This window comes from Longilinea arvoryzae, from assembly GCF_001050235.1.
In the GTDB taxonomy this organism is placed as follows: domain Bacteria; phylum Chloroflexota; class Anaerolineae; order Anaerolineales; family Anaerolineaceae; genus Longilinea; species Longilinea arvoryzae.
Genome location: NZ_DF967972.1, coordinates 3,698,319 through 3,716,271, shown reverse-complemented (window position 1 = coordinate 3,716,271; position 17,953 = coordinate 3,698,319). Strand labels below are relative to the sequence as shown.

The following is a 17,953-nucleotide window of genomic DNA, read 5'->3' as shown; positions in this document are numbered from 1 at the left end:
TCTGGATGACTTAATCGGTATTCGTTTGGGAGGTTATGATGGACCTGCAAATGACCGCCACCCTGGCTGAAACACTCGACCGCTGCAACCTGGCTTTCTTCGAAGGCCAGCCGTTGACGGCGTTGGAACGCTATGAACTGGTGCGCGAGATCGCGGCCAACCTCGAACGGGAGGAAACGGACGGCCTGCGCCTGTTCACCGGCGAACACGTGCGCACCCGTTTCGCGATGAATGCCATTACCTGTGAAGAGAGCGCGCGGGCCATGATCCTGCTGGATTCGCCCACCGTGGACGGGGTGATGGCGCTGGAAGAGGCGCGGCAGAGGTTGGTGGGCAAGTGCTTCACCGACGGCTGCACGTTGGGCGAGTGCGCGCAGGCGGCGGTGGGCTGGCTGCGCTACCTGGCTGTGACCGATTTCGCGGATACTCAGCGGCGCCTGGAGGCCGGTTTGAAGATGGTGAACGGCCTGCGGGATGGCCTTGGGCGCTGGAAGGGTCTGCCTTTCTATTACACTCTGCTGATGCTGAGCGAACAGGACTCGCCAGACGCGCGGCGCGAACTGCGCTATGCCGCATCCACCTGCGAGCGTTTGCTTTCGATGCAGGCGCCGGATGATGTCTACGGCCAGCGCCGGCGGGCGGTGCTCGAACGGGTGTTGTGTTTGTGCTGAAATTTTCACCACGGAGGCACGGAGGACACAGAGAAGAAAGGAAATGAGAAAAACCCTAACCTTCGTTGAATGAACCAGTATTTTTCGGAACCTTGTGTGATAATAACTAAGATTCTGAATCAAGAATGAAGAATCACTCCTCTGCTCTTCTCATTCCCCTCTTCTCCGTGAACTCCGTGTCTCCGTGGTGAGTCTTCTTCCAATGCTTCCGTTTGTGCTCGGTTTGTCATCGGCGTTGTTGGGCGCAGGCGCCAACCTGGCGGCGCGTTCGCTCATGCAGCGCATTTCACCGCGCGACTTCATCCCCGTCAACTTCATGTTGATGGCATTGATGATGCTGCCGGGCGTGCCCTTCTTCTGGCATTTCGAGGGCGGCTGGTTGACCGTGGCGATTCTGGGCGGGACGGTCCTGCTGGACACCCTGGGAAATTTCCTGTATTTTCGGGCCTTCGAGATCAATAATGCGGCCACGGCCAGCGCGCTGCTTTCCCTGAGCCCGCTGTTTACGCTGCTGCTTTCCGGGCTGGTCGCCTTTACCCCCTCGCCGGGGTGGATGGATGCTCTGGCTGTGCTGCTCATCGTGGCCGGGACCGTGGTCTTGCAGCGCGAGATGGCCGCCGCTGACGCGGCAGCCGATCCGGCGCGCGGTACGCGTTTCATGCGGCTGCTGGCGCCATTGGGCGCGGCCTTGATCTTCGGGGCAACCATCCTGCCGATCAAATATCTGCTCGGCAACCGGTTGCTCAATCCGTACACGTTCTATTTTCTGCGCGCTCCGCTGATCGCGTTGCTGGCGCAGCTTTTCTTCCGGCCCGATTACCGCTGGCTGACGCGTTCCACGCTCCCGTTGACCGCCGGCCGGGCGGTCATCGTGCTGGCGCAATGGCTGCTGCTGCTCTACGCGCTGCAGGGCGGCAAACCGGCCACGGTAAAGGCCGTCAGCGACGCTTCGCCGCTGTTCGTATTGCTGGCTGGCAGCCTGTTTCTTCACGAAAAAATCACCCGCCGTAAAGCGGCGGGTGTACTGGGTGTGGTGATTGGATTGGCGCTGCTGGCAGCGGGCGGTTGAGCCTACGCGCCTTGCAGACAGTAGAAATCGTAAGCGTCCAGGTGCAGATCGCCGTAGGGAATTTCGACGCCGCTGACAAGGTCGGTGAAATGGTAGCTCAAGCCGTAGAGGCGCAACTGATTGGCCGGGACGATCTGGGGCTGCTCGCTGAAGTTGGCTAAAATCAGCGCCTGTTCGCCTTCGTGCACGCGCAGGTATCCCAGCACGCGCGTCGAACCGGTCTCGATGCCCTGCAGATGTCCGCCGGTCAGGGCCGGGCAGCTCTTGCGCAGTTGGATCAGGCGCTGCAGGCCCTGATAGACGCGCCCTTCGAGCGACGCCGGGTCGCTGCGGCGCTGCATGCGTTCCCAATCGGCGGCCGGGCGGTGCACCCAACGGCTGTCATTGAGCTTGCGCGGGTCGTTGCGGTAAGCGTAATCGTTGAGCGTGCCGATCTCATCGCCCAGGTAAATCAACGGGACGCCGCCGGTGGTCAGGATGACGGCGTAGATCAGCAGGATGCGGCGGATGGCCAGCTCGACCTCGCGCTCCGTTTCCTCGTTGACGGCTTTTTCCAGTCCAGCCAGCGAGGCGCAGGTGCCGCTGATGCGGCAGTCGCCGGTTTTGGGATTTTCCTGGAAGGGCAGGCCGCGCGCAAAACTGCCCGGGAAGCGCCCGGTGAAAAAATCGTTCAGGAAGCGTCGGTGTCCGTAGGCTTCGATGCCCAGGCGGGCGGCGTCCTCGTCCGAAAAAGTCCAGCCGATGTCATCGTGCACGCGCACGTAGTTGACCCAGGCGCAGCCGGGTTTCAGTTGGTACCGTTCGCGCAGCGACAGGTCGAGCAGGCGCACATCCCGGGTCGCCAGGCTTTCCCATAAAAGCGCCATGAGCAGCGGATTGTAAGAAAGCTGGCATTCATCCAGCGAGATATAGCGGGCCACGTCGTCCGGGTGGACGATGGCTTCGGATTTGAACAGCAAAGCCGGCGCGGCGATGCGCGCCACGGCATTGAAGGCCTGGATGATCCGGTGCGCCTCGGGCAGGTTTTCACAGGCCGTGCCCATCTGCTTCCAGATGAAGGCCACCGCGTCCAGGCGCAGCACTTCCACCCCGGCGTTGGCCAGGGCCAGCAGTTCGCCGGCCATGGCGGTGAAAACGGCCGGGTTGCGGTAGTTCAAATCCCATTGATAAGAATGGAATGTGGTCCACACCCAGCGCTGCATGTCCGCGAAATAAGTGAATGCGCCGGGATGCTCGTCCGGGAAGATCTCGCGCAGCGTCTTTTCGTAGGCATCCGGCATGCCCCGGTCGGGAAAGGTGAGGTAATACTCCAGGTACTCGGGATCACCGGCGCGCGCCTGGAGCGCCCAGGTGTGCTCGTTGGAGGTGTGGTTGAAGACAAAATCGACCACCAGGCTGATGCCGTTCTGACGCAGTTCGCCAGCCAGATCGGCCAGTCCGGCCATGCTGCCCAGGCGCGGATCGACCTCGCGGTAGGAGCTGATGGCGTAGCCGCCGTCGTTTTCACCTTCCGGGGCGCGAAACAACGGCATCAGGTGAAGGTAGGTCAGCCCCAACTCTGTGAAGTAGGGGATCTTCGCGCGAATCCCGTCCAGGTTGCCGGCGTACAGATCGACGTAACCCACTCCGCCCAGCATGCGGTTGCTCTGAAACCAGCCTGGATCGGCCTCGCGCCGCTCATCCAGCGCCTTGAGATCGGGCCTGCGTTCGATCCAGGCCTGCGCCAGGGTGTCGAGCAGGTTCTCCAGATGGTAGAAGAAATCATATTGCCCGCCGTAAAGCGGCAGCAGCAGGTTGAAGAGGCGTGGAAAGTTTGCTTCCAGGCGCGATCGAAACAACCGCCATTCCTGGGGCTTTTGCCTGGCAAAACGGCGGTAGCGCTCATCCAGGCGTGGCAGCAACCGTTCCAGCGAACGCGCAGCCGGGTCGACGGAAGCTGTTGGGGTGGTTTTTTGCATGGGATGACTCCCTCTTCAGGGCAGTTCCAGCCAGCGGAACTCGTACGGCGCAAGGCTCACGCGAAGCTCGCCTTCGACCGGAAAGTCTTTCGCCGCGTCAAGAAGATCCCTGACTACACCCGTATGAGACAGCGAAAAAGCGAAGGGCTGGGCCTGATCGGAAAGGTTATGCAGCGCCAGCACAGACTGCTCATCTGTGGCGCGCAGATAGGCTGCCAGGGCCGGATTCTGACCCGGCTGCACCCAGGTGAAGCCGCCGCGGACCAGCGCCGGGGCCTGTTTGCGGGTGGAGATCAGTTTACGGGTGAAATTCAAACGCGAATTCGGGTCTGAATCTTCGCGGGCGACGTTAACGGCCCTGTAAGTATAGCCAGTGTCGTCGATCAACGGCGCGTAAAGCTTTTCAGGCGCGGCATCCGAGAAACCGGCATTGAGCCCGCCGGTCCATTGCATGGGTGTGCGCACGCCGTTGCGGTCGAACAACTGGATGTTGTCGCCCATGCCGATTTCGTCGCCGTAATATATGATTGGCGAGCCGGGCAGGGTGAACAGCAGGCTGTTGGCCAACCCGATCTTGCGCGGGTCATTATCCAGCAGCGGCGCCAGGCGGCGGCGGATGCCCAGGTTGAGGCGCATGCGCGGCTCGGGGGCGTATTCGCGCCACATGTATTCGCGCTCTTCCGGGGTAACCATTTCGAGCGTCAGCTCATCGTGATTACGCAGGAAATTGCACCACTGGCAATTATCCGGAATGGCCGGCGTGCGATCGAGGATGTCGATGAGCGACGAAGCGTCACCGGCGCGAATGGACATGAAGATGCGCGGCATGGATGGGAAGTGAAACCCCATGTGAAATTCATCGCCATCGCCGAAATAGGGCCGCACGTCCTCGGGCCACTGGTTGGCCTCGCACAGCAGGATGCGCCCCGGGTAGTTGTCGTCCATGAAGCGGCGCAATTCCTTCAGGTAGGCGTGCGTCTCGGGCAGGTTTTCGCAGTTGGTGCCTTCGCGTTCGAACAAATACGGCACCGCATCCGTGCGGAAACCATCGATGCCCAGATCGAGCCAGAAGCGCATCACATTGAGCATTTCGGCGCGCACGGCCGGGTTGTCGAAGTTCAAATCAGGTTGGGAGGAATAAAAACGGTGCCAGTAGAACTGCCCGGCCTGTTCGTTCCAGGTCCAGTTCGATTTCTCGGTATCCAGGAAGATGATGCGCGCATCTTTGTACTTCCGGTCAGAGTCGCTCCACACGTAATAGTCCCGGTAGGGTGAGTTGCGGTCGGCCAGCGCCGCCTGGAACCAGGGATGCTGGTCGGAGGTATGGTTGAGCACCAGATCGGTGATGATGCGCATGCCGCGCTGGTGAACGGCTTTCACCAGCGCTTTGAAATCGTCCAGGCTGCCGTAAGTGGGCAGTACGTTGTAGTAATCGGCGATGTCGTAGCCGTCATCGCGCAGCGGCGATGGATAGATGGGCAACAGCCAGATGCAGTCGATGCCCAACCGCTGGAGGTAGTCCAGCCTGTGCATCAAACCCCACAAATCGCCGTGCCCATCTCCATCGCTGTCGTAAAATGCGCGCACGATGACTTCGTAGAAAACTGCCTGCTTGTACCAGGGTACGTTCGAAGTCTGCGCCATTCACCTAACCCTTCACTGAACCGGCCATCAGGCCGCGCACGAAGTAACGCTGCAGAGCGAAGAACACAGTCAACGGAAGGATCATGCTGATGAACGCACCGGAGGTGAGTAGATGCCAATCCTGGCCCTTTTCACCTACCATGGCCGCCAATGCCACCGTCACCACGCGGTTTCTATCACCCAGGAAGATCAAGGCCACCAGGTAGTCGTTCCAGACCCACAGAAATTGGAAGATGGCGAAGGAAGCCAGCGCCGGTACCGAAAGCGGCAGGATCAATTTGGTGAAGATGGTGAAATGGGAGGCGCCGTCAATGAAGGCCGATTCGAGGATATCGCGCGGCAGCTCACCAATGTAGTTGTACAACAAATAAACTGCCAGCGGAAGACCGAAGCCGGTATGCGCCAGCCACATGGCCAGATAAGTACCGTTCAGGTTCAACGCGGTATAATCCTGCAGAATGGGGACCAACGCAATTTGCAGCGGCACCACGATCAACCCGACCACAATGGTAAAGAGTACTTTGCGACCGGGAAAGTTCATCCAGGCGAAACCGTAAGCGGCGAAGGCTGCAATAAGAATGGGAATGATGGTGGACGGTACCGCCACAGCAATGGAGTTGAGGAAAGCGCCACCAAGATCGTTCCCCTGGCGCTGAATTTGATTGCCAGAAGCATCCAGGTAAGTTACCGTCCCCCCGCTCATCGTGTCTTTATAATTTTTCAGCGTCAGCTTGAGATCAAAACCGATCCAGCCGTAGGTTTTCACATCCACCAGGTGGGTACGCTTGTTGCCTACCCACTGGAGCAGACGACCATCGTTAAGTTTGACGCCCTGGCGCAATTCGGTAAAAGTGGAGGTGATGCCTTCGATCTGGAAGGGTTGATCGACGTCGATGGACGGGTCGATATTGATTTCATTGGCTACCGTCCAGCCCTTGTGCGGAAAGACGGTCCACCAGCCGGATCCGTAAATATCCTGCGGTTCACGGAAAGAAGTAACCAACACACCCACGGTCGGCACCAGCCAGACCACGCAGATCAGGATCAACACGAAATTAACCCAAAAGCCAGAAGAAGACTTTCGTTTTTTCATGCTTGCGGTTTTTGTGGTCATTAGAAAGCCCTCCTCTCGCGGAATTGCCGCAAGTTGTAAATGATGACGGGAATGACAGCGATCAACAGCACAATGGCGATGGCGCTGGCGCGTCCGGCGTTGCCGTAAGTAAACCGTTCGATATAAAACTCGTTGGCGATCACGTTCGTGCCGTTGTTTCCGCCGGTCATGACCCGCACGATATCGAACAGCTTCAAACTGAAGATGACGATGGTCGTGATGACCGAGAGCAGCGTGCCTTTGATGACCGGGATCATGATCTGGAAAAACACCTGAAATTCATTGGCGCCGTCCACCCGGGCCGCTTCCAGTAATTCAGCCGGGATGGATTTGATCGCCGATGAAAGAATGACCATGGCATAGCCCGTTTGCAGCCAGACCATGATGACGATCAGAAAGAAATTATTCCAGGGTGGTTGAGTCAGCCAGGGCTGCGGTTTACCGCCCAATGCAATTAGGATCGCGTTGAGCAAGCCAATTTCAACAACCCCGAAACCTTCACCTTTGTAGGTATACATGAATTTCCAGATGACACCCGCACCCACAAAGGAGATCGCCATGGGCATGAAGATAATGGCTTTGTAGATTTTTTCAAAGCGGCTGCGATCAGCCAGCACTGCGATGGCAAGCCCCAGGCCGACGCTAAAAGCGGTGCCGAAGATCATCCACAGCAGGTTGTTGCGAAATGCTTCGAGCATGACGCGGTCTGTGAAGGCAAAGATGAAGTTTTCCAAACCGACGAAATGGCGGCTGTTGGCATCCATGAAGCTTAAATACAGGGTGCGTAGGGTCGGTATGGCTAGATACCAGCCCAGTAAAACAATCGCGGGGCCGACGAAAACAAACGGTTGAAGGCGGTGTAACCACTGCCGCGACGTTTTTTCCACCAGCCAGTTCGAGACATAATACAACAGTGCCACACCACCCACACCCCATACTACTGCAACCAACACGATGATCAGTTTGGGCGCATTGGCATCTCGCAGGAAAATAAATCCCTGCCAAAGGACAACGAAAGTTAAAGCCGGTACAAACAGGGATATCAGGATTTGTCCAACCGTGGACGTGAACCAGTCCATGATGTTGGGCCGTTTATTTTCGCCCTTAATCATTGCCATGGCGACTCCCTTCTCGAGCTGGTCTTGGATTATGCGCGGATAAATGGGATATGGTTAAGTATAGATCAAAAAAGGAGGAGCAGGGTGTCACACCCTGCGGTGGTTTCCCTGCTCCTCAGTGCGTTCAATCGATGCCTTTACCCGAAGGTGAAGGTGGATTGAGCAGGCTGGTTATTTCTTCGGCCAGGAAGCGTCGATCTCTTTCAATGCCGTATCCAGATCGATGGAGCCGGTCACGTAGGAGGTCATTTCCTTCCAGAAGGAGCCAGCGCCAACCGCAGATGGCATTTGGTCTGAGCCGTCGAAGCGCAGCGAGGTGGCGTTCTGGATGATCTCGGCAACGCCCTTATCGACGGAATTGGTGTACCAATCCAGGCTGGCATCCTTGTACGGGGCGATCGCGCCGCCTTCCTTCACCCATTGTTCCAGAGAAGCGCCGGTAGAGAAGAACTGGATCACAGCGCGGACTTCGGGGGCATCGCGGAACATGGCATAGATATCGCCAGCGACCAGCACGGGTTTGCCATAAGCCGAATCGATGGGGGGCAGGTAGAAGAAGTCGTAATCAACGCCAGCCTTCTTGTCTTCGGGGAAGAAGGTGGTGATGAAGTTGCCCTGCTTGTGCAGCCAGCATTTGGGAGGATTGTCGAACATGGGCTTGGGGGCATCCCCGAAAGCAGTGGTGGCGATAGCCGCACGGCCGCCATAGACGTATTTATCATTGAACCAAATCTTGGTCACGTAGTCGATGGCTTTGCGGACTTCGGGTGAGTCGAACTTCAATTCACCCTTGACCCACTTGTCGTAGTTCTCCAGCGAGGTGGTGCGCAGCATGGTCTCTTCGATCCAGTCGGTCATAGGCCAACCGGTGGCTGCGCCGGATTCGATGCCGATACACCAGGCTGTGTCACCGTCATCGGCGATCTGCTGGGTGAGGGCCATCATTTCATCCCAGGTGGTCGGGATCTTATAGCCGGCTTTGTCAAACGCGGCCTTTGGGTACCACACCAGGGATTTGCCGTTCACACGCGCCCAGATACCGGCCATGATCTGCTTGCCGTTGGGGTCGGTCATCATGGACATATCCAACCATGACTGGTTGTAGTTTTTCTTCAGCCAATCCTGGTTGATTACATTGGTCAGATCAATGACCTTGCCGGTCTGAACCAGCGTATTGAGTAAACCAGGTTGAGGCAGGTCGGCGATATCGGGGGCGTTTCCACCTTCGACACGGATGGCGATGGAAGCTTCGAATTCCTTCGAGCCTTCATACTGGATGTCGATGCCGGTGGCGGTTTCGAAAGCTTTAACCGAGTCATTGAATTTCACCGCATCGTTATCGACGAATGGGCCAGCCATGGTAACGATCTTGCCCTTGAGCTTACCGGCATAGGCGTCTGCCAGTTCCTGACCCTGCTCGGATCCCTGACCGCCGGTTGTGCCACCGGTGGACGGAGCCTTAGTGGCGGTTGCGGCTGTGCCGCATGCGGAGATCGCCATGCTGGCGATGACCAAAACGAGTACTAACTGCCAGAGGTACTTTTTCATTTCTCCTCCAAGAACATAGTGTGAATCAACAGGTGATTGGTCCTGTGGACCCCAAAATAGAGATGAAGCGCAATCCGAAGTGTGTGAATGAGTCACCTCCTTTGTTTGGGAATGAGCCGGTGATTGTTTCAGGCGGTTTCCCGTGTGATGACGGTTAAAGGCAACTGAATGTGTTGGACCGGGCGCTTGGGATCTGCGAGACGCGCCAACAGCAATTCGGCGGCGACCCGCCCGGATTCATCCAGATGCTGACTGATTGTGCTCAACCCGACATAGTCCGCCAGGTCGAGATCGTCGAAACCGAGAATGGCTAATTCTTGGGGTACCTTTAATCCAATATCGCGAGCTGCTCGCAGCAAAGCAGTTGCCTGTAAATCCGTTGCCGCGAAAACAGCGGTCGGACGGCCGGGTCTCTTCAGGTATGCACGGCCGTTCTGGCGGGTTGTTTCCATGTCGTAGGGAACCAGGAGTGTATTTTCGTCACTCAGGTCGAATCCGGCGGCGTTCAGGCCATGGCGAAAACCGGATAAGCGAAGTGTGATCGGATGAATGCCAAATTCGGGTATGGTCGTGTCGCCGATAAAACCGAAACTGGTATATCCCTTTTGGATGAGATATTCGGCGGCTAATCGACCGCCGGCAATGTCATCGATTTCGATGCTGTTCAATGAGGCGTGCGGGTATTCCACCAGCACAGTTTCCAACCCTTGATTGGCCAGACGCTCTGCGTTCGAATCGCTAAACTGCAACGAGAGAATAATCAGTCCGTCCAGTGAATGCGCGATCGGCAGAGTCTCCAGGTAAGTATTCAAAAGGGCAGAGGAGTTTACGGTATAGATGACCAGTTCATAATTGTGTCTGCTCAACGCTTCGGCGGCCCCGCGCAGGCGTTGAACGAAGGAAGGGGCCGTGAAGAAAGGCGTCAACACCCCGATGCGCCCGGTGGAACGCATGGCTCGGGCGCGGGCTTCGGCTTTGGGAACAAACCCCAACCGGTTGATGGCGCTCAACACCACACCGCGGGTTTCCTCGTTCACCTTGTGCGGGTCATTGAGGACCCGTGAAACGGTGGCGATGGAAACACCCGCCAGGCGCGCGACATCATAGATGGTGGGTGAGGTTTTGTTTGTCATAGTACAGGGGAGAAAAATGAATTATGTAAATGCTTTAATGTAAGCACTTACATAAATGATGATACATCTAGTACCATTAAAAGTCAACTGGGTAAATAGTCAAGGAATCTTAAAATATTCTTAGATTCGGGATCGATCAGGGGATCAGCGATCCGTAATGGATCCCAAAAGCTGCACTTTGAAAAACAAAGAGGAATTCCGATAGATAACGTTTGAATAATGAGATATATAATGTATATTAATAATTGATGAACTTAATAGAAAGGAGGGAAATATCACCCTACTTCAACGAATTGTCTCTCTCTAGATCCGTCGTATCCGACAAGAATGAGGAGAAAAATCATGCGAAGTAAGTTTTTGACCCTGATTAGCGCTTTGCTGATTGTCACATTTGCCCTGACTGCATGTGGCACTGCGGCTACCCCAACCCCCACCCAGGCTGCAAAAAAGCAGGTCGAAGTCTTTTCTTGGTGGGTTGGACCCGGTGAGGCGGATGGCCTGGCGGCAATGGTCAAAGTCTTCAACGCCAAGTATCCTGACATCACCTTCGTCAATGCGGCGGTAGCCGGCGGCGCTGGCACGAATGCCAAAGCTGTCCTGGCCACCCGTCTCGCGGCCAACGATCCACCCGATTCGTGGCAGGCGCACGCCGGACAGGAAACCATTGCCAATTACGTGGCTGCCGGGCAGGTAGCTCCACTGGATGATCTGTTCAAGACAACGGGCCTGAACGATGTTCTTCCCAAGACCCTCCTGCCGTTGATTTCGAAGGATGGCCATCCCTACAGTGTACCCGTCAACATTCACCGCTCGAATGTCCTCTGGTACAACCCGAAGGTCCTTGCAGCCGCCGGCGTTACAGCCAATCCAAAGACCGATTTCAAAACCTGGGATGATTTCTTCGCGGTCTGCGATGTGATCAAAGCCGCTGGCAAGACCTGCCTGTCACTGGGCGCCCCATGGACTGCCATTCACCTGTTCGAAAATGTGATGATTGGCACCATCGGCGCTGACAAGTGGAGCGGCCTTTGGACGACTCCGCCCACCACCGATTGGGCCGGCGCGGATGTTACGAAAGGACTCGCCAACTTCGCCAAGGCGCTCTCCTATACAAATGCGGATGCTTCCACGCTTTCCGACTGGCAGCCGGCTTCCAAGATGGTTTCGGATGGAGACGCCGCCTTCAATATCATGGGCGATTGGGCCTATGGTTATTTCGCCAACCCGGCGCCGAACGGCCTGGCTTTGAAACCGCACACTGATTTCGATTGGGCTGTTTCACCGGGTACATATGGGGTCTTCAACTTCCTCTCCGACAGCTTTGTGATGCCCTCCAAGGCCAAACACCCCGAAGAGACAACCGCCTGGTTGACTGTGGCCGCTTCCAAGGAAGGTCAGGAAGCCTTCAACCCATTGAAGGGATCGATCTGCGCTCGCACGGATTGCGACCAGAAGCTCTTCAGCGAGTATTCACAGGATGCAGCCAAGGATTGGTCCTCGAATGTCGTCGTCGGCAGCCTGCAGCACGGTGTTGTTGCGGCTCCGGCCTGGGCGACCAAGATCACAACTGCAATCGGTCTATTCCAGGCTAGCGCAATGGATACCGCTGCACAGGGTGTCCTCCAAACGGCACTTGCTGATGCCTGCAAATCAGACGGCACCTGCAAATAACCGCTCTGCCGACTCCTGAACGCACATTTGGACGGCTCCATCCATGGAGCCGTCCATTTTCCAAACCCGGAGCTCAATTACGCCCGCCCTGAAAGCCGTTCAGACCTCCATTTGCGCAGCAGGTGATCAATTATGTTTATACGAGAAAAATGCGCTAGAATGATTTTAGTGATGGAATTCGTCTCCAATGACTGGATGGGAGGCAAGCCATGACCTTTAAATTTAAGCTTAGTCTGCCAAAGCTCCTGATTGCGATTGCCCTGATGCTGGTGGGCATCTTTTCAATCAGCCTAATTTCCAGAACCGGCCTGATCTTATTCAATTCGAATTTCACGTCCATCGGTCTGCTCGTCAGCGGATTGATTTTTTATAGCGGCATTATTGTCATCATTATGATGTTCGAAAATGAGATCCTCCTGGCCATTACGCTTCTCTTTCCATCCATTGTGGCCGTCGCGATTTTCGTCTACGGTTTCATCGGTTGGTCCATACGAGTTTCATTAAGCAAATGGAAAGGCCTCAACCCGGATTTCACCTGGGTTGGACTGGCGCAGTATCGCGAATTATTTCACGATCCGCGGTTTCTCATCGATGTCAGAAACACGGTGATGTTCACAGTGCTTTTCATTGCCGGTTGCCTGCTGATCGGCCTGACATTGGCCATTTTATTGGATCAAAGATTGAAGGGCGAAGCGATTTTTCGCAGCCTGTATCTCTTTCCCATGTCGATTTCATTCATCGCGGCCGGCGTTGTTTGGGGATGGTTGATGAATCCGGCGACAGGAGATCGAACCGCCGGCATCAATTTGATTTTTCAGAAATTGGGATTGACTTCTTTGATCAGCCTGTGGCATTCCACACCCCAACCCTGGGGGATGGCGTTTACGGTGATTCCGGCCGTGTGGATGCTTTCGGGGTATACCATGGCGCTTTACCTGGGCGGAATGCGCGCCATTTCCGATGACCTGCGGGAAGCTGCCCGGGTGGATGGCGCCAGCGAATTCGACATTTACCGGTATATCGTCTTCCCGATGCTCCAGCCAGTCACCCTCAGCGCCGTGATCATCCTCGGGCATATGTCGCTGAAGATCTTCGACCTGATCGTTGCATTGGGAAATAAGGATATTCGATTGGATGTACCGGGCATTTATATGTGGGTTACGACCTTCGACGGTACGAATTACGCCCAGGGCGCGGCGATTGGTATCCTGATGTTGATCAGCGTGGCCGTCCTGGTGGTCCCCTATCTGGTTCAGAGTATGCGCACGGAGACGAGACTATGACCCGCCGCAAACCGATCATCAATATCCTATTTTATATCTTCCTGATCCTGCTGGCGTTGGTATACCTGATGCCGATCTACCTGCTGCTTCTGACAGGTTTCAAGCCTTTTAATCAGGTCGATTTAAAAACCATGTGGGATCTGCCGCGCGGGGGACTCTACATCGATAATTTCATCGCGGGTTACAAACAACTGGCGCCCAATATCAGTAACAGCCTGAAAATGGTCATTCCAGAGGCGCTTCTTTCGGCGTTACTGGGTTCGTTGAACGGCTATTTACTCGCCAAATGGAAATTCAAGGGATCCAATCTCGTTTTTTCCTTGATTCTGTTTGGCATGTTCATCCCGTATCAAAGTATTTTGATCCCCCTGGTGAAGTTCATGCAGTCGATCCAACTGTACGGCGACTTACCCGGGCTGGTGATGGTGCATATCATCTACGGTATACCCATCACGACTTTGATTTTTCGCAATTATTACGCAGGAATTTCAACCGAAATCCTCGAGGCGGGGCGCATGGATGGAGCCAGTCTGCTGGGCATGTACAAATACATCATGTTCCCGTTATCCGCCCCGAGCTTCGCGGTGGTGATCATCTGGCAGTTCACCCAGGCCTGGAATGAATTCCTGTTTGCGGTCGTGCTGACCAACCAATCCCACTGGCCGGTGACGGTCGCCTTGAACAACCTGGCGGGAAGTCAACTCGTCCAGTGGAATGTTTTGATGGCAGCCACCTTCATGGCAGCCCTGCCGACCATGCTGGTCTATATCTTCCTCGGACGGTACTTCCTGCGCGGTCTGATGGCGGGGGCTCTGAAAGAGTAAGAGAATCGGCTGGAGAGGTGTGTATCCAAAAATAAAGTGGGAAGCGTCAATCGGGCTTCCCACTTTATTTCTTTTCCGCTTTTTGTCCTTCGATTATCTTTCGACGTTGCCTGAGAGCGCGCCAGGCCAAAAAGCCACCCACCAATGCGCCGGCGATGTACCCGTAGGGCGACCAGATCAGGCCAATCGCCACGCAAACCAGCGCGATCAAAGCAATCCCCAATAACCAATCGATCCAATCCATGGCTTGATTATATCGCCAATTTTGGTGGGCTGTGAAATGAGATAAAACCTAAGAAAAGCCAAGGAATTTGACTTTTCGGGAGGGTCGGATAGTATGAATATTGAACAATATTGGTAAACAATTGTCACAACAGGCACTCTTTTCGGCAAGATCGAAATCAAATGATATCAACCAGGGAGGAATAAAATGTCTCAAGAATTCCAGCATGTGGATGATCTTCCAGCAGAGCCAGCAAAAGGTAAACTTCCACGCACATTCATCGAAAAACTGCGTAAAAATTCCGGGCTGATTGTGGCGACCCTGTTCATCCTTTTCGTGGTCTTTTCGTTGGCGCGGGCGTCGGTATACAAAATTCGACCATATGAACGCGGCTTACATTTACGTGGGGGAAGATTCGTGGGCATCGACCAGCCCGGCTGGCATTTCCAGATTCCCTTCGTCGACACGGTCATCGGCCTCAACGTCTCCGAACGTCCGGGTACGATCGATAACCTGGCGGCCATGACCGCCGACGATGTCACCATGGATGTGTCGCTGTTGTATACCTACCGGGTGACGGATCCGGTCAAGTTCGCGCTGGAGGTCACCGAACCCGAACAAATTGTGGCCGGTTTCGTAAAAGGCACGCTGCGGGATCTGGTCAATACGCGCTCGATGGATGATGTCATGCACGGGCGGGCGGATATCAACCAGGAATTGATGACGTCCCTGCAGCAAAAGGAGGCCCGTTACGGCGTCGAATTCATCCTGGTCCAGATCCAGAATGCATCGCCCCCGGCCGAGGTCGTGTCTGCCATCAAGGACAAAATGGTGGCCAAACAGCTTCAAGAGAAAGCCGTGGCGGATGCCGCCCAGGCGCAAACACTGGCCGACAGTGAATTTTATACCGCCCAGAAGAAAGCCGAGGGTGACGCTTACCAGATCACCCGCATGGCCGAAGCCGACGCCCAGCGCATTCAGATGAGTTCCGAGGCCGAGATCGCCGGGATTCGAGCGCTGCTGGCCGAATTGGACGGCAAGGGCGCGCTGGCCGAGCAGTACATCCAGGTGTTGATCGCCAGGGAACTCAGCCAGAACAGCAAGTGGATCATCAGCAATGGTGATTCGCTGCCCCTGATCGACCTGACCGGTGCCACGGCAGTCCTGGAACCGACTTCGACGCCTTGAGATTATTCCTTCCTGCCGGCGGGAAAAGATGTACATGCCAGGAAGACCGGTTGTCGAAAAGGCGTCGCCAGAACCGTGCGGAAGATTGCAGCCGAAGGTCGCCCTAGCCGGGCGTTTGCCGCCCAAACCATGGCGGGGATCAAGGCGGAGATTGAAATGCCTTGGAGGTCGGAGGCGGGCGACCTTGGATATCCATAAATCCGAAGCCTGTCTGGCACTTTGGTGCCATGACCGGGTCTATAATTCTTTGGATGAGATACGAGACGATTCGCGAATTGCTTATCCCCAAGATCGGATTTGGAACCTGGACGATTGGCGGTCAGGAAAACGCTGATCTGACAGGCGATGATCGTTTCATGGCCGCATTGCGATCAGCGCTGGAATTGGGCTATACGCTTTTCGATACGGCTGAAGTCTATGCGGCGGGTCACGCAGAAGAATTGCTCGGCAAGGCGGTGCGTGAAAGCGGCGTGGCGCGTGATAAGCTCTTCCTTACATCGAAAGTCTCTCCGGATCATCTGGCGTACGAGGATGTGCTGCGCTGTTGCGAAAGCAGCCTGCGCCGATTGGAAATGGATTACCTGGATTTGTACCTGATCCACTGGCCAAAGCAGGGGATGAACCTGCCGGAAACCTTTCGGGCCCTCAATGTACTGGTTCGGCAGGGGAAGGTGCGCCATCTTGGGGTAAGCAATTTTAATTTGAAGCTCCTCAAGCAGGCTGAGCGGTTGGCTGAAACGCCGCTTCTGACCGACCAGGTCTCCTATTGCGTTCCGGATCGTACCTATGTACTCAATGGTGTTCTGGAATACTGCCAGCAGAACGATATCTTGCTTACAGCTTACACGCCAGTGAAACATCGCTTCGTGAAAGGCAATAAGAACCTGTTGGCAATGGCCGGGTCTCGCGGCGTTTCGCCGTATCAGATTGCCCTGGCCTGGCTGACCACGCAGCCGCGTGTCATTACCATCCCCATGTCCCTCGATCCGCGGCACCAAGCCGAGAATCTGCTGGCGGCGGATATCCGATTGAGCGAAGAAGAAATGCAGCGGCTTGCCTGAGTTCGGGTATAAACGAACCGGAGTTATGGCCCTCTCACACCATCGAGGTGCCTGCACCCGATGGGTGCGAGGGATAAAAAAAACCGCCTTTCAGCGGATATTGGAGTGTGCCCCCATCCGGATTCGAACCGGAGTTTTGGCCTTGAGAGGGCCACGTCCTGGGCCACTAGACGATGGGGGCGGTCACGAACTGCGAAATTTTATCATGGCCTGGGGTGGGTGTCAACAATATTATACAGATGGCTTTATTGACTTGCCCTTTGACAAGTGCTATCATTTTATGACATCATTCCCTTTTTATTCTGTACCTTAACATGGGGTCAAGGAGTCATTATTATGAGCATTGATTTCATTTTTCGTTTAATTGGCATGATTGTTTTCGCAATTCTGGGCGTGTACTGGGGCACGCACTTGGGACGCCTGGCAATCGGCCCCGGGGTGACGAATTTCACCGTTGAACAGTATGCGTTTACCATCGGCCTGGTTGGCGCTTTGGTGGGATTAATTCTCACGCCGTTTATCACAACCCGTCCGGTACGCGCATTGCGTTCGCTGTTGGGGCGCATTTCTGCGCAGTCCTTATTTTCCGCATTCGTCGGATTGATCGCGGGGCTTCTGGTCGCCGCGCTTTTGGCGTTCCCCATTTCCCTGCTGCCAGATCCGTTCGGTAACATCCTGCCCTTCCTGGGTGTGCTGATCTTTGGGTACTTGGGCGTTTCCGTTTTCGTGATGCGCCAGTCGGACCTTTTCAGCGTTTTCAGCGCCATCACGGGTAAGGCCGGCGGCGCTGGCGCCGAAGCGCACGGCCACGAGACCGGCCTGAATTGGGCAGATAGCCGCACCATACTGCTCGACACCAGCGTGATCATCGACGGGCGCATTGCTGACATCGCCCACACCGGCTTCCTGCCGGGAGCGCTGCTTATCCCGCACTTTGTGCTGGCCGAGTTGCAATATATCGCCGACTCGCCGGACAGTCTGCGCAGGCAGCGCGGCCGGCGCGGCATGGAAGTGCTCGCAGCCCTGCAGAAAGAACCATCCATTCCGGTGCGCCTGACCGACATCGACGTCGAGGGTGTGCGCGAGGTGGATGACAAGCTGGTCATTCTGGCCCGCCAGATGAAATGTCCCATCCTGACCAATGATTACAACCTCAACCGCATCGCCGAGTTGCAGGGCGTGCTGGTGCTGAACGTCAATGAACTGGCCAACGCCGTCAAATCGGTGCTCCTGCCGGGTGAAGCGCTGGCCATTCGCGTCATTCAGGAAGGCAAGGAATTGAACCAGGGCGTCGGCTATATGGATGACGGCACCATGGTGGTTGTCGAAAACGGTCGGGACTACATGAATCAGGAAATTCCGGTGACGGTAACCAAGGTTTTGCAAACTGCGGCCGGGCGTATGATCTTCGCGCGACCCGAAGAACGCGATCGTTAACCGAGAGAGGA

At 55.7% G+C, this 17,953-nt stretch carries 15 protein-coding genes and 1 tRNA gene; 8 read left to right on the top strand and 8 right to left on the bottom strand.

Annotation, left to right across the window (positions count from 1 at the left end; all coding sequences use genetic code 11):
• Positions 1 to 38: 38 nt before the first annotated feature.
• Both LARV_RS16670 and LARV_RS16665 read left to right on the top strand, forming a co-directional pair.
• Positions 39 to 671 carry a hypothetical protein gene (locus LARV_RS16670; protein ID WP_075074701.1) on the top strand — a complete coding sequence of 211 codons (633 nt, stop codon included), beginning with the start codon at positions 39 to 41 and terminating at the stop codon, positions 669 to 671.
• Positions 672 to 873: 202 nt separating this feature from the next.
• On the top strand, positions 874 to 1,740 hold the full coding sequence (locus LARV_RS16665; RefSeq protein ID WP_075074700.1) for a DMT family transporter: 867 nt from the start codon (positions 874 to 876) through the stop codon (positions 1,738 to 1,740).
• 2 nt (positions 1,741 to 1,742) lie between these two features.
• Here LARV_RS16665 and LARV_RS16660 read toward each other — a convergent pair whose 3' ends face one another.
• The 6 genes from LARV_RS16660 to LARV_RS16635 form a co-directional block, all read right to left on the bottom strand.
• A complete protein-coding gene (locus LARV_RS16660) occupies positions 1,743 to 3,698 on the bottom strand; it encodes an alpha-amylase family glycosyl hydrolase (RefSeq protein WP_075074699.1) in 1,956 nt (651 codons plus the stop codon).
• A gap of 15 nt (positions 3,699 to 3,713) precedes the next feature.
• Positions 3,714 to 5,342 carry a maltose alpha-D-glucosyltransferase gene (gene treS, locus LARV_RS16655; protein ID WP_075074698.1) on the bottom strand — a complete coding sequence of 543 codons (1,629 nt, stop codon included), beginning with the start codon at positions 5,340 to 5,342 and terminating at the stop codon, positions 3,714 to 3,716.
• A gap of 4 nt (positions 5,343 to 5,346) precedes the next feature.
• Positions 5,347 to 6,435, bottom strand: a complete 1,089-nt coding sequence (locus LARV_RS16650) for a carbohydrate ABC transporter permease (RefSeq protein WP_083522762.1) — start codon at positions 6,433 to 6,435, stop codon at positions 5,347 to 5,349.
• Positions 6,436 to 6,455: 20 nt separating this feature from the next.
• Positions 6,456 to 7,568 carry a carbohydrate ABC transporter permease gene (locus LARV_RS16645; RefSeq protein ID WP_407936374.1) on the bottom strand — a complete coding sequence of 371 codons (1,113 nt, stop codon included), beginning with the start codon at positions 7,566 to 7,568 and terminating at the stop codon, positions 6,456 to 6,458.
• Positions 7,569 to 7,745: 177 nt separating this feature from the next.
• The gene (locus LARV_RS16640) at positions 7,746 to 9,122 is read right to left on the bottom strand and encodes an ABC transporter substrate-binding protein (RefSeq protein ID WP_075074695.1); all 1,377 of its coding nucleotides are present in this window, start codon (positions 9,120 to 9,122) and stop codon (positions 7,746 to 7,748) included.
• A gap of 128 nt (positions 9,123 to 9,250) precedes the next feature.
• Positions 9,251 to 10,255 carry a LacI family DNA-binding transcriptional regulator gene (locus tag LARV_RS16635; RefSeq protein WP_075074694.1) on the bottom strand — a complete coding sequence of 335 codons (1,005 nt, stop codon included), beginning with the start codon at positions 10,253 to 10,255 and terminating at the stop codon, positions 9,251 to 9,253.
• Between the two features lie 342 nt (positions 10,256 to 10,597).
• Here LARV_RS16635 and LARV_RS16630 point away from each other — a divergent pair, with 342 nt between their 5' ends.
• From LARV_RS16630 to LARV_RS16620, 3 genes are all read left to right on the top strand, one after another.
• Positions 10,598 to 11,926: an ABC transporter substrate-binding protein gene (locus tag LARV_RS16630; RefSeq protein ID WP_075074693.1), complete on the top strand. Its 1,329-nt coding sequence runs from the start codon at positions 10,598 to 10,600 to the stop codon at positions 11,924 to 11,926.
• Positions 11,927 to 12,135: 209 nt separating this feature from the next.
• Positions 12,136 to 13,209, top strand: coding sequence for a carbohydrate ABC transporter permease (locus LARV_RS16625; protein ID WP_236709997.1), 1,074 nt, complete (start codon positions 12,136 to 12,138; stop codon positions 13,207 to 13,209).
• Positions 13,206 to 14,033, top strand: a complete 828-nt coding sequence (locus tag LARV_RS16620; RefSeq protein WP_075074692.1) for a carbohydrate ABC transporter permease — start codon at positions 13,206 to 13,208, stop codon at positions 14,031 to 14,033. The genes LARV_RS16625 and LARV_RS16620 overlap by 4 nt, the downstream gene beginning before the upstream one ends.
• Positions 14,034 to 14,097: 64 nt before the next feature.
• Here the strand turns inward: LARV_RS16620 and LARV_RS16615 are convergent, their stop codons facing one another.
• Positions 14,098 to 14,277: a hypothetical protein gene (locus LARV_RS16615; protein WP_075074691.1), complete on the bottom strand. Its 180-nt coding sequence runs from the start codon at positions 14,275 to 14,277 to the stop codon at positions 14,098 to 14,100.
• Positions 14,278 to 14,463: 186 nt separating this feature from the next.
• Here LARV_RS16615 and LARV_RS16610 point away from each other — a divergent pair, with 186 nt between their 5' ends.
• Complete coding sequence (locus tag LARV_RS16610; RefSeq protein WP_075074690.1) at positions 14,464 to 15,444, top strand: SPFH domain-containing protein; 981 nt, start codon at positions 14,464 to 14,466, stop codon at positions 15,442 to 15,444.
• A gap of 251 nt (positions 15,445 to 15,695) precedes the next feature.
• Positions 15,696 to 16,505 carry an aldo/keto reductase gene (locus LARV_RS16605; protein WP_075074689.1) on the top strand — a complete coding sequence of 270 codons (810 nt, stop codon included), beginning with the start codon at positions 15,696 to 15,698 and terminating at the stop codon, positions 16,503 to 16,505.
• A 108-nt stretch (positions 16,506 to 16,613) separates the two neighbouring features.
• Here LARV_RS16605 and LARV_RS16600 read toward each other — a convergent pair.
• A tRNA-Glu gene (locus LARV_RS16600) sits at positions 16,614 to 16,686 on the bottom strand.
• Positions 16,687 to 16,841: 155 nt separating this feature from the next.
• Between LARV_RS16600 and LARV_RS16595 the strand changes: the two genes are divergently transcribed.
• Positions 16,842 to 17,942, top strand: coding sequence for a PIN/TRAM domain-containing protein (locus LARV_RS16595; protein WP_083522651.1), 1,101 nt, complete (start codon positions 16,842 to 16,844; stop codon positions 17,940 to 17,942).
• The last annotated feature ends 11 nt before the right edge of the window (positions 17,943 to 17,953 follow it).